Annotated in this window: 13 protein-coding genes; 7 read left to right on the top strand and 6 right to left on the bottom strand. The window is 46.2% G+C overall.

Annotated elements, in window-relative coordinates; genetic code table 11:
* Positions 1-133: 133 nt before the first annotated feature.
* Complete coding sequence (locus MKX46_RS10250; RefSeq protein WP_069012664.1) at positions 134-577, top strand: ferritin-like domain-containing protein; 444 nt, start codon at positions 134-136, stop codon at positions 575-577.
* Positions 578-597: 20 nt separating this feature from the next.
* On the opposite strand, the gene MKX46_RS10245 is transcribed toward MKX46_RS10250, so the two are convergent.
* Both MKX46_RS10245 and MKX46_RS10240 read right to left on the bottom strand, forming a co-directional pair.
* Entirely contained in the window at positions 598-1305 is a 708-nt protein-coding gene (locus MKX46_RS10245) for a DUF421 domain-containing protein (protein WP_069012613.1), read from the bottom strand.
* A 193-nt stretch (positions 1306-1498) separates the two neighbouring features.
* Positions 1499-2377, bottom strand: a complete 879-nt coding sequence (locus tag MKX46_RS10240) for a LysR family transcriptional regulator (RefSeq protein ID WP_029518230.1) — start codon at positions 2375-2377, stop codon at positions 1499-1501.
* A 149-nt stretch (positions 2378-2526) separates the two neighbouring features.
* Here MKX46_RS10240 and MKX46_RS10235 point away from each other — a divergent pair, with 149 nt between their 5' ends.
* The 5 genes from MKX46_RS10235 (at position 2527) to MKX46_RS10215 (ending at position 5482) form a co-directional block, all read left to right on the top strand.
* Positions 2527-3456 (top strand): DMT family transporter, encoded by a 930-nt coding sequence (locus MKX46_RS10235; protein ID WP_069012614.1) that lies wholly within the window; start codon positions 2527-2529, stop codon positions 3454-3456.
* A gap of 84 nt (positions 3457-3540) precedes the next feature.
* Complete coding sequence (locus tag MKX46_RS10230; protein ID WP_341071221.1) at positions 3541-4155, top strand: hypothetical protein; 615 nt, start codon at positions 3541-3543, stop codon at positions 4153-4155.
* A gap of 57 nt (positions 4156-4212) precedes the next feature.
* On the top strand, positions 4213-4539 hold the full coding sequence (locus MKX46_RS10225; RefSeq protein ID WP_039272696.1) for a hypothetical protein: 327 nt from the start codon (positions 4213-4215) through the stop codon (positions 4537-4539).
* Positions 4540-4557: 18 nt separating this feature from the next.
* A complete protein-coding gene (locus tag MKX46_RS10220) occupies positions 4558-4848 on the top strand; it encodes a hypothetical protein (RefSeq protein ID WP_069012616.1) in 291 nt (96 codons plus the stop codon).
* A gap of 313 nt (positions 4849-5161) precedes the next feature.
* Positions 5162-5482, top strand: a complete 321-nt coding sequence (locus MKX46_RS10215; RefSeq protein ID WP_023990165.1) for a hypothetical protein — start codon at positions 5162-5164, stop codon at positions 5480-5482.
* A gap of 157 nt (positions 5483-5639) precedes the next feature.
* Here MKX46_RS10215 and MKX46_RS10210 read toward each other — a convergent pair whose 3' ends face one another.
* The 3 genes from MKX46_RS10210 to MKX46_RS10200 all read right to left on the bottom strand — a co-directional run bounded on the left by MKX46_RS10210 (position 5640) and on the right by MKX46_RS10200 (position 7607).
* Positions 5640-6497, bottom strand: a complete 858-nt coding sequence (locus tag MKX46_RS10210; protein WP_341071220.1) for a 1,4-dihydroxy-6-naphthoate synthase — start codon at positions 6495-6497, stop codon at positions 5640-5642.
* Positions 6498-7160, bottom strand: a complete 663-nt coding sequence (locus MKX46_RS10205; protein ID WP_341071219.1) for a futalosine hydrolase — start codon at positions 7158-7160, stop codon at positions 6498-6500.
* Between the two features lie 201 nt (positions 7161-7361).
* On the bottom strand, positions 7362-7607 hold the full coding sequence (locus tag MKX46_RS10200) for a hypothetical protein (protein ID WP_029518236.1): 246 nt from the start codon (positions 7605-7607) through the stop codon (positions 7362-7364).
* Positions 7608-7912: 305 nt separating this feature from the next.
* On the opposite strand from MKX46_RS10200, the gene ppk1 reads away from it, so the two are divergent.
* Positions 7913-10021 (top strand): polyphosphate kinase 1, encoded by a 2109-nt coding sequence (gene ppk1 / locus MKX46_RS10195; RefSeq protein WP_029518237.1) that lies wholly within the window; start codon positions 7913-7915, stop codon positions 10019-10021.
* On the opposite strand, the gene MKX46_RS10190 is transcribed toward ppk1, so the two are convergent.
* Complete coding sequence (locus tag MKX46_RS10190; RefSeq protein ID WP_029518238.1) at positions 9981-11516, bottom strand: Ppx/GppA phosphatase family protein; 1536 nt, start codon at positions 11514-11516, stop codon at positions 9981-9983. The genes ppk1 and MKX46_RS10190 overlap by 41 nt on opposite strands.
* Positions 11517-11686: the final 170 nt, after the last annotated feature.

Genomic DNA, 11686 nt, shown 5'->3' with positions numbered 1-11686 from the left:
GGATAGCTATCATCAGTATATTCTCCTAATGTTAGGAACCGACATGGGCAGATGCGCATATACTTTCTAAAAACTAACATTAGGAGGAATAAACTTGTATCAAGTACCTTCTTACTGGGGAAATTCATACTATATGCGGGCCGATTTTGTACCGATCTGGAACACAGGATTTCCGAAAGCAGTACAAATGATAAAGGAAGCGGTACAAGGGGAGCGTAACGATGAGTTGTTCTACGATGAATTGATCAATTTGGCACCCTCACAAGAGCAGGTGGCTATTATTGAAAGCATCCGTAATGATGAGCGCGGTCACAATAAAATGTTCAGAGAGATGTATCGGGCTTTGACAGGACAGGAAATTGCAGGCATCAGTAGTGAGCAATATGAGAGGGTGCAATCTTATACAGAAGGTCTACAGCGCGCCTTGATGGGAGAGTTGGGTGCGGTGGAACGATATCGCAACATCTGGTTTGGTTTGCCTGCTGGTATCTATAAGGACACGGTGTATGGGATCATTTTGGATGAGCTTAAGCACGCTGCCAAATACAATTATCTGATTACGTTGAATCTCAGGTAACTATTGACCGAAAATCAATACTACTCCACATCAATTGGATGCTGGATTTTATCCTTATATTCATCCACATAGAGTTGGCCGTTGCTGCCTTTAACGGCATAGAATACGTCCTCTAACTTTTTGTCGCGGGCCTTCAGTTGAGACAGCAGCCATGATTCGGGAATATGATTGGAGTTTAAATTGCCATGCAAAAGCTGTCCGTCGATTACAAGCTCAATTGGGAACTGTGTGGCATTACCTGCATTCAACTGCAGGTCTTTTAATGTCACGGCTTGCAGTTCCTTTTTCTTTTGAACAGATAGTTTTCCGTTAATCTCAAGGAGGGCGTACTGCACTTCTTCTATATTAAAAATTTCTTTCTGGCGAAGTTGTTGGTTTAAAGAATCCAATGTCATATTATTTTTTTTTAGGTTATCTTCGAGAATGAACCCTCCTTCTATGAGAACGGTGGGTGCTCCCTCTGTCCACATCTTAAAGTTTCTGAATTTCAAAAAAAACTTGGATAAAACATAAGAAGTAATTGTAAAAACAGACAGGGCTATTAATAGGTGGACAACTTCTATTTTTTGGTTAAATGCAAAATTAGCAGCCATAGCTCCTAATATAACTGCCGTTACGAATTCGTGAAAGTTCATATTGGAAAGGGTTTGCTTCCCCAATATTCTCCCAATTAGCATGAGGATAACGAATGCAGAAAAACTTCTGATCAAAATAACGAGATGATCCATGCAAAACCCTCCTAGTTTGAAAATTGCAGGTATTCAGCATATAGGTTACCCGCTGGGATGGGATAATATACCAATGTAATTAATGCATTATATGTGATGTATAAGCTTATAGGTTAGAAATTTAGCTATTTGGTCGAATGATTTGATTTCTCTGCATATGAATAGACCTCCTTATGTTCATAATCCAATGCTTCTACTGCTTCATATCCGTAAACAGCTCCTGCGCAGTACGCACAAATAACTGTACAGCCAGAGAAGCATTGTGCAGGGATGGTACAGCGATACCGATTTGACGTGTGATCAGAGGTGAAGTCTCCTTGACGGTCAGATCATGGGGGAACGTGGACAAGGCGAGTGAAGAAACAATGCCCATACCCAGTCCTTGTCGAACCATGCTGACCAAGGTGCTGACATTGTGAGTAATGAATTGTGCCTGCAACTGACTTTGTTCGCGTTCAAAACCTTCCATAATGGCGACCTCATGTCCACCTTTACAAAAGATCATATCCTGCTCATTCAAGTCACGGATGGCAATTTTATTGTGCGATTGTAGAGGGTGACCGTCTGGCAGGAGAATAACCATGTCATCCTGACATAATGGGATGATATCTACCTGAGGGTCTGGTAACAGGATGATACCGACTTCGATTTCTCTGGTATGCACCCACTCCTTGACTTCATTCGTGGAGCCTTCATGTAGATCGAAAACAAGGTTCGGATAATGCTGACGAATATGATGAATAATCGGGGGCAGAAAATAGGCTGAGGCAGAAGGAAAGGCACCGATCGTGATCGTGCCCACGTCTAGACCTTTTTCAGCAGCCACCTGCTGCTGTACCTTTTCCATGCTTTGCAGCATCATACGGAATTGCAGCAGTACCTTGTGCCCGATATTTGTCAGCAGCACTCCTTTTTTTCGGTCGCGCAGCAATAGCTGGACACCCAGCTCGTTTTCGATGCTGGCGATGGCATGGCTGACCGCGGGCTGCGTCATATGCAGCTCATGGGCAGTTTGGGTGAAGTTTAGCGTTTCAGCTACACGAACGAAGATCATAATCTGAGTAATGGTCATAAGTGAAAAGTTATCTCCCTTATTGAAAACATTCATTTTATTTATTAGTGACCACAGTATACGCTAGTAAAGCAAAACTTTGCAAACGGCTATTCAGATTTTAGTCGGTAGCAATGAGCGATGAAAAATCTAAGGGAGAGAAGACATCTATGAAAAAATTAACACCTAAAGCTACGTTGTGGCTTGTCTTGATATTAGTGATGGTATGGGGGATCAACTGGCCGTTGACCAAGCTGGCTTTGCCAGATACGCCGCCGATATTTTTTTCAGGAATCCGTACCCTGCTGGGTGGTGTGATTCTGCTATTGTTCGCTATACGTCACCGGGAAACCTTGCGTTTTAGACAGAATGCGTGGACTTATCTTGTGCTGTCCATATTTAATATTGCAGGCTACTATGGCTTGCAGACGGTAGGGCTGCGTTATTTGCCTGCTGGGTTATTTTCCACTTTAGTATTCCTTCAGCCGATCCTGTTGGGATTATTCTCCTGGATGTGGTTAGGGGAGCGCATGTTTCCCCTGAAGGTCATTGGACTGGTACTGGGTTTTGGCGGGGTGATCGTGATTAGCTCTGGTGGAATGGCAGGGCATTTATCGGTACTGGGTATTGTGTTGGGGCTAGCTTCAGGATTGTGCTGGGCGCTCGGAACGATTTATATGAAGAAAAAAAGTCAGCAGCTGGACTCCATTTGGGCGGTGACGATGCAGCTCGTATTGGGAGGGATTATACTCAATGGGATTGGATTTACGACCGAGAAATGGAGCGATATTCACTGGACGACCTCCTTTATCGCAATTCTATTGTTTATTTCGATATTCGTGATTGCGATGGGCTGGATAATTTATTTTAAACTGATCGACAATGGAGATGCAGGAACCGTCGGCTCATATACGTTTATGATTCCGGTGTTGTCCACAGTCTTTAGTATGGTAATGCTCAAGGAATCGCTTACTTTGACGTTTGTTGTGGGGCTGGTGCTGATTGCAGGCAGTGTGTATCTGGTAAATACAGCATCTCCTAGAAAACGAAAGAACCGAAACTCCAGGGCTGATGAAACGAATTCCTGTACAAATGCATAGAAATATGGAATTAGGAAAAATATACTAGATTATCAGAGGAGGGAATAGTAAAATATGACTATATAAGTAGAGAGGAAGTTTGGTATGGGAGAATTAAGCAGTCATGCTCAGTCTGTGGAGCCGCAAGCACATTCTGTTCGTAAGCTCGCAGTTGTAGCAACAGTCATTTCAGGAGTAGCTGTACTAGGATGTATAGCCTTGGCGGTGTGGAATTATAATCTGAATACGAAGGTCAATACTTTAACTAGTGCGAACGCTTCACTAAATAAAACAACACAAGCGTTAACGAAGCAACACAACGATACAGAGGCGCTACTGGGACGAGTTAGATTAACAGCTAACCTGTCAGCCATAACGCATATGTTAGAGCAGACATCTGTCGTTACCGATGATTTTGTATTGGAAAAAGTGACTTTTGATGTAACAGAGGATGGCACGTTGAAGGGTGTGCTACTGAATGTGAACAATCAACCTAATCTTGGTTTTGGCGGTGCTTATCAAGGTTATGGTAAATATAATATGTCCTCAGCTGCATTGACGAAGAAGGCGGAGGAAGTCATAAACATAGCTATGAAAGAGTACGGTACATCTGACAAGCTTCCGATATGGGATAAGAATACGAGGGTGGAAATGACGGTTCAAAATTATCCGCTTGGGAAGCGGGAAGGCGGCACTTTTAAACTCACCGGTCAGCAGTAGGAGGAACCTAATGTATTCCGATGTTGGGTTTTGCAGATGAAGCGGGGGAGTTAAGGAATGGACAGATATACACCTACAGCGAGGGAACGTTGGCAGATGAAACAGAGCGAGCCGCAGCAGCAGGGATGGCTGCTCGCTTTCTTTGGCTGGATTTTTGCAGGTTTGGGGTTCATATTTAGTTTTTTTGTCTTTGGAGGATTGTTGGGTGTCTTAGGTTTGGTTTTTGGAATTTTGACGAAACGAATGGAACAAAGAAACACGCAGGGCATCTTCATTATTGTAATCAGCTCCGTTGCTATTGGCATCGGTCTATTGATTTTTATGATTTTTTTTACGCAAGGTTTTGTAGAGGGTCTGAGAGAAGGGTATAATGAGCATTATTAGGTCAGGGAGGTAACAGCATTGAGCGTCATTATTTCACAGCAAATCTCGGCAACGGGCGTGAAGGAATATACGAAGGTGATGAAAACATTTGATTCTCCGTTTACACCTTTAGTTGGACAGAAGATCAGGGACACGGCATTTGGCGATATGCAATATTACGATGTCGAGGACGTATTTATTGATCTAGCGGAGAATGAATATTGGGTTATTCTACCTGCCGTTTTGCTGCATACTGATGATATTGAGGATATACGAGACGCTGTGCGTGAGTATCGTTCACATGGTTGGGAATGTACGAAACCTCTGTAAATGCATACCACTTAGGCATCTATACGGAAACGTCTTTCTTTTGCGAGATAGGCGTTTTTTTGTGTATTTGTGTAGGTGATATTCCTAATGATTGGCATGAAAAGAAAGAATTTATGCTGAAAATGCGCAAATTTTATCATTTTTTATCATAAAACGACAAGTTGGGAAATGAAAACGGCCTTAATGTGTTATACTTAGTATATCAAAGGACAAGAGTCTAAAACGACCGGTAAGGCCCTTTCTTTGAAGAGCCTCTGAAAGGTTCAACGTTTATCCAAAATAAATGGTCAAAAGGAAAAGGGGAAATGCTAACGTGAGAGTGAATTTGAAATTTACCAACAAAGGGCAAGTTGCAGTTGAGAAGTTCAACAATGAGGAGCTTATCGAAATCTTTACCCGCTACATTAAAACGTTAAGCAAGAAGTATGATATCTCGGTTACCGTACCGGAGGATCTGAATGAGCAGATCTTGGAAGAGGGTACCGTGAAGGTCGTGTTGGATAAGATTAATTGTGACATGGACGCTTTTTTCAAGGAGCTGAGCCGGGATATCAAGGTGCCGCTGGTCAAAAGATTGGGTACCAAACTGGATAACGTATTTAAGACCGAGGTTGTCGAGCAGGAACAGAACTAAGGATAGGGATCAAGCGAGTCCGAATGAGGATTCGCCATATGAAATGATAAAACCTCCCGAATGGGGCGCATGGCTAGGCCATGTGCTCGTTCGGGAGGTTTTATATGTTTAAACTACTCTTTTCAGTAGGAAAACATGCAAGGCATGTCTATCCCTTTTAACGTGTTGTTGTGGATGTAGGACGCAGTTGGGCTAAATCAAACGAAGGTACCAGCCCTTCCTGCGCGGCACGACCGAGCAAAGCTTCGATGGCGGCATATCCGCTGTCGCCCAGATTGGCGGTAAAATCGTTAACGTACAGGTCGATATGCGATTGGGCAACATCGGGTGAAAGCTCCTGTGCATGAGACAATACATATTCACGCGAAGCTTCGGGATGCTGCCAAGCGTATTCGACAGAGGCGCGTATCCAGTTTGTGATCGCATCCAGATTCAGCGTACGGCGGGCAATAATAGCTCCGAGCGGGATCGGCAGCCCTGTATCTTCTTCCCACCAGTTCCCCAGATCGACTTGCTTACTAAGCCCGTAGGACGGATACGTGAACCGTGCTTCATGAATAACTAGTCCGGCATCTATCTCCCCGTCACGGACAGCAGGCATGATTTGGTCGAACGGCATCACGACGATCTCGCCGACACCCCCAGGCACATGCTTGGCTGCCCACAGGCGGAACAGCAGATAGGCAGTGGAACGTTCACTCGGAACGGCTACACGCTTGCCGGACAGGGCTTCCGGGCCTTCGACGGTGGAACCTTCCTTGGTCAGCACGAGTGGCCCACAACCCCGGCCCAGTGCGCCCCCGCAAGGCAGCAGGGCATATTCATCCAGTACCCAAGGGAGTGCAGCATACGAAATTTTCATGATATCCAGTCCGTCTGGTGTGATCGCCAGATTGTTGGTGATGTCGATATCGGCGAATGTAATGTCCAGCGCGGGTGCGCCCGGAATCAAACCATGCGCCAGGGCATGGAAGACAAAAGTGTCGTTGGGACAAGGTGAAAAAGCAATTTGCATCTATATAACCTCCGTTAATGTAGAAAATGCGGCTTCCAACGCTTGCAAAGCCTCTTTGATTCGCCAGGCTGCACGGTCACGTGGACCGACAGCATTGGAAATCGTGCGGATTTCCATCGTCGGCAGTTCTAGCCTATTTGCCGCCACGGCCACGCCGTAGCCTTCCATCGCTTCGGCAGCAGCTCCAGGAACGCGTTTGGCCAGCCGTTCCGCTGTTGCCGCCGTACCGGTGGCCGTAGAGACGGTCAGGATCGGCCCCGCGACAGCCATCTGTCCAGCGGCACGCAACGCCTGAACGAATCGCTGCGCGATGGCAACGTTCACGGCAATTCGGCTTGAGCCGAACCCCAGCTCGTCCACGCTGCTGAAGCCCTCTGCCGTCTCGGCCCCCAGGTCGGCGGCAATGATCGCGTCAGCAACAACGACGCTCCCCAATGCAGCGACCTCCGCGAAGCCGCCACCAATTCCGGCGCTGATGACCAGACGGTAGTCACCAGCCGCCGCCAGTGCTAGCGCGGTTGAAGCCGCCGCGGACGGTGCGCCCACGCCAGCTAGCTCGACCACAAAACGGGTGTCGCCTTTCAGGCCCCGCAGTACAGCTTCCCGTTCGCCTTCAACCGCGGTCATAACCAGGATGCGCTCATCTGATGTTGTATGCTCCATCGGTTGATTCCCCTTTAAATTTAGGTAATATGCTCCCTTATCATACTGCTTTTCGAAACGATGTTCAAAAAAGGTCGACAAAAAAAGCGCTCTGAGGCGCTTTTTGAAAAAACTGCAAGATTCAGCAGATATGAAAATCGGTAGTTGTAAACATAAAGCAATTCTAATCTGGAAGAACAGCGCAGGCATAGCATATAATAATTATATCGGCTGATCCTTTGTGATTAGCTGAAACATGGTAATATTGCGGTCATAATGGCTTGGGGTTCCATCTTGATTGCGCACCCGAATCATCTCGCTACTGAATAACTCGATATATCCACAGCCAATCTCACAGTATACACCTGTAGGGTCCTCTTGCCAGACCGTAACGAGGTGTTGAGACAGCGCTGCGGTGAAAAATTCGATGTTTTTTTGCAGTACGCGTGGCGTTTTCTTGGGTTCCATAACGTAAATCCTCCCTATATCATGCCATTTGAAAATCAGCAATTGAATGTGGCTTCTAAGTGGTTACTACACATCATAACGAACATAAACAACTGAAAAAGAAACGGTTCTTCAATCTACTCTATGAAACAGACGTAAACACTGTACCGCTTAATGCTATTTTTGTAAAGCATCCGAATGACCTTTTCAAATATCCAGTTTGTGTTTACACACATTTTACATTTCGTTTACACTACTGTGATGCTAGTGCGTTTCATCTAATAGTACAATAAAGTAACTATACTGCATGAATTGATGGAGGCCATATGTTGATAGAGAGTCAGAATAAGGATAAAGCCGGGTCAGAACGTTACTTTAACCGAGATTTAAGCTGGATTGAATTTAATCGCCGTGTGCTTCAGGAAGCTCAGGATGCAGATACACCGTTGCTGGAGAGAGCCAAATTTTTGGCGATTGTATCTAGCAATTTGGATGAGTTTATGGCTGTTCGTGTTGCAGAGACGCGCGAGAAAATCAAGGCGGGTTTTATGCAAAAGGATTTTACGGGATATACCCCCTCCGGTTTGTACAAACGCCTGATCAAGCGTACTGTCTCGATGGTATCGGAACAATACCGGACCTATCGTGATATTTCTCGCCTCTTGACGAAAAAAGGTCTTTTACTGCTCGAATATGAAGACTTAAATACGACACAGCGCAAGTCGCTGGATGCATATTTTCATGAAATTATATTTCCGGTGCTCACGCCGATGGCGGTCGATCAGAGCCGTCCTTTTCCACTCGTTCACAATAAATACGTATATTTAGCGGTCGTTTTGAGACGTCCGGGGGATACGGAGGAGGATAAACCGCTTTTTGCCATTGTGCAGGTGCCTTCGAATATTCCACGTGTGGTTACAGTGCCGTTACGTTCCAATAGCAAGAAGAAATCATTTATTTTAATTGAGGAACTGATCAAGCATCATATCCAAACGCTGTTCACTGGGTATATCCCAGAGGCCGTTCATGCTTTTCGTGTGACACGTAACTCCGATTTATCCATTAATGAAGAAGAAATCGAAGATTTGCTCGAAGAGATTGAAAAAGAGCTGCGTCGAAGACGACGGGGCGCGCCAGTAAGATTGGAAGTAGAAAAAGGGATTCATCCCTATGCCCTGATGGAGCTTCAACGCGAATTCAAGCTGTTCGACCATGTTTTTGAGGTGGACGGGCCGTTGGATCTGACATTTTTATCGTCTTTTGCCGATCATTTGGAAGGGTATTCGCATTTGAAATTCCCGGCAATCAAACCACTGTATCCGGAAGAACTGCCCCCGCAGGAGGATATTTTCAACGTACTTCGCAAACGGGACGTGCTCGTGTATCATCCGTATGAATCATTCGATGCGGTAACTGATTTTATCATTGAGGCATCAGAGGACCCGGATGTGATGGCAATCAAAATGACCCTGTACCGTGTCAACGGGGAATCGAAGCTGATTCCGGCATTGGCACGTGCGGCCGAATCGGGCAAGCAGGTAACAGTGGTGGTGGAGCTGAAAGCCCGTTTTGACGAGGAACGTAATATTGCCTGGGCGCGTACGCTTGAAAAAGCAGGCTGTCACGTAGTGTATGGGTTGGTTGGCTTGAAGACGCACGCCAAAATCATTCTTGTCATACGCCATGAGCGCAACGCACTCAAACGATATGTGCATGTAGGTACAGGCAATTATAATGAAAGCACGGCGCGTGTGTATACGGATATCGGATTGTTTACGTCGGATCCAGTACTTGGTGAGGATGCCTCCGAACTGTTTAATGAAATCACGGGATTCTCTGCGCTCAAGACTTTGCAAGCTTTTACGGTGGCTCCAACGGGAATGAAGAACAAGCTGTTTGAACTCATCCGTAGGGAAGCAGAGCAAGCATTGGCAGGTAAGCCCGCCCGGATTATTGCCAAGATCAACTCCTTATCCAATCAGGAGATGATCGATGAACTATATGCGGCTTCCCAAGCAGGTGTGAAGATTGATCTTATCATCAGAGGGGTCTGCTGTTTGCGTCCCGGTGTGGAAGGATTCAGCGAGAATATACGTGTCATCAGTATTGTAGACCGCTTTCTGGAGCATTCCAGATTGTTTTATTTTGAAAATGGAGGGAAATCCGAGTTATTTCTGTCCAGTGCGGATTGGATGACGCGCAATTTGACCCGCCGAATTGAACTGATGTGCCCGATTTATGATGACGGGATCAAAGAAATGCTGGCAGATATTCTGCATTTATCGTTAAGGGATAATGTGAAGGCGCGCCAGCTTTTGCCTAATGGCAGCTATCAATTTGTGTCCAGAAACGACAAAGAGGCTCCCATCAGGAGCCAATCTGAAGCGATGAAGGTTAGAAATTGGAAGAAGGTAGAATGGACCACGACAATGTGAGGTTCCACGCCTTTTGGAAATCTTTCGCAACGGATTCTAGTTCTCGTTGTTCTAATATGGGTTCACTCTTGCTTTCCAAACGAAGATGCATTGCGTCATCCCCTGTAGTAGGATTGATGCTGGTAATCATTCCGGACTCACTCCGATCCATGCCAATCGCGAGCTGGAGCAGCGAGCCGAGCCGATGTACACGTTCCTCGTCGGAAGGCTCCAAAATATCCGCATGTGTGCGTAGCAAACGGGGGGTCCGGTTCTTGGGATGGTAATCCGCGATCAACGCGGCTAGTACCGTTTCCCTATGGGATAGACCGCCAATGCCTGCATGTAAGATCCAGAACACGGAATTCTGGCGAAAATGATAGTAATTCAAGGCAGCTCCCGTTTTGTAAAGAGTTGCTGCGGTCAGTAACAAACGTTTGTCCATAGCAGCTGAGGTTCCGCTAGCTAATGTGTCATAGAGCCGGACGGCGTACTCGTTAACCCGCTTGACATGCGCTTCGCTAACCGGGACAGCAAACGAAAGGATATTGCGAATGGATGTGATAAGCGGATTAGCTACCACGGGCTGTTCAGCGTTGACCAGCTCATGAAATAGGCCGTCTCGCAGACCCGCTCCACTGACCAGATACGCGGAGCCTTGAGCAGCTTCAAATATCGTTTTCAATATAATAAGACCCGGTACAATGATGTCGGCTCTGTCCTTGGACAGGCCGGCTGTTTTTTTGCGTTTTTCATAGGGAAGATGGGGCAGACTGCCATAGAAGTAATCGACATCTTCTATCGTCATTTCGTAATGGTGCGTCACAGGAAGTGAGTAATCCTGCCGCTTCTGATTGATTTTAGCCAAAGTACGCAGGGTCCCACCTAGCCCGATGAATGGCAGATCCGGATTGGAGAAGATCCAATCATGATTTTGCAGTGAAGAACGGACAAAGCTCTCCATTTCCTCAATCTGCTGAGGAGACCATTCGCCATTCTTGACCTCACGTCCAAAGCGCCAGTTCATATTGACGGCGCCAAAGGGAAATGACACCGTATGCAGTCGCTTTCGATCGCGGAACAGCGTAATTTCGGTACTGCCACCCCCGATGTCAATGATGATTCCATCACTCACATTCATAGTGTTCACTACACCCAGAAAACCGGCATAGCCTTCTTGCTCTCCGCTCAGTATTTCCAGTGTTAAATTTGTCTCCTCCGCAATCCATTGGACGATTTCGTCCGAATTCGTGGCATTGCGGATGGCTGCTGTTGCTGCTGCACGCATACGGACAACCCCGTGCATATGGCATACCGCCATAAATTGGCGCAACAATGGAGCGATGCTTCGAATCGCCTCCCGTTCCATACGGCCGTTGGCCCCAACCTTTTCGCTCAGTCGGGCAGCTTCTTTGCATTCCTGCACAATGCGATAGGCTCCTGTCTCTGTCATTTCATAGATCACCAGACGTATGGAGTTTGAGCCAATGTCCATGATGCCAATTTTGCTATTCATGAGTTGACCTCCTTGTTGAAAAACGATTTGGCGGTAAATTCCGCTGTTCCGTGCAAATGGTAGTAGATTATTGTCATTGTACCAGTGATATTCGGTGCATGCTACCGTTCGCCATGATCTTGTCGAAATAGACACATGCCGCGGACAATCATCCAAGAATAGAACATTCC

The sequence above is a fragment of the Paenibacillus sp. FSL P4-0113 genome (genome assembly GCF_038009305.1).
Classification (GTDB): domain Bacteria; phylum Bacillota; class Bacilli; order Paenibacillales; family Paenibacillaceae; genus Paenibacillus; species Paenibacillus polymyxa_D.
Note: the sequence above shows the minus strand (reverse complement) of the source record. Positions and strands in the feature narration are given on the sequence as shown.

Coding starts and splice junctions, on each gene's coding strand:
- MKX46_RS10250 (WP_069012664.1), top strand. CDS start 134: ATGCGGGCCGATTTTGTACCGATCTGGAACACAGGATTTCCGAAAGCA.
- MKX46_RS10200 (WP_029518236.1), bottom strand. CDS start 7,607: ATGGAACCCAAGAAAACGCCACGCGTACTGCAAAAAAACATCGAATTT.
- MKX46_RS10230 (WP_341071221.1), top strand. CDS start 3,541: ATGGGAGAATTAAGCAGTCATGCTCAGTCTGTGGAGCCGCAAGCACAT.
- MKX46_RS10190 (WP_029518238.1), bottom strand. CDS start 11,516: ATGAATAGCAAAATTGGCATCATGGACATTGGCTCAAACTCCATACGT.
- MKX46_RS10245 (WP_069012613.1), bottom strand. CDS start 1,305: ATGGATCATCTCGTTATTTTGATCAGAAGTTTTTCTGCATTCGTTATC.
- ppk1 (WP_029518237.1), top strand. CDS start 7,913: ATGTTGATAGAGAGTCAGAATAAGGATAAAGCCGGGTCAGAACGTTAC.
- MKX46_RS10205 (WP_341071219.1), bottom strand. CDS start 7,160: ATGGAGCATACAACATCAGATGAGCGCATCCTGGTTATGACCGCGGTT.
- MKX46_RS10225 (WP_039272696.1), top strand. CDS start 4,213: ATGGACAGATATACACCTACAGCGAGGGAACGTTGGCAGATGAAACAG.
- MKX46_RS10235 (WP_069012614.1), top strand. CDS start 2,527: ATGAAAAAATTAACACCTAAAGCTACGTTGTGGCTTGTCTTGATATTA.
- MKX46_RS10240 (WP_029518230.1), bottom strand. CDS start 2,377: ATGACCATTACTCAGATTATGATCTTCGTTCGTGTAGCTGAAACGCTA.
- MKX46_RS10210 (WP_341071220.1), bottom strand. CDS start 6,497: ATGCAAATTGCTTTTTCACCTTGTCCCAACGACACTTTTGTCTTCCAT.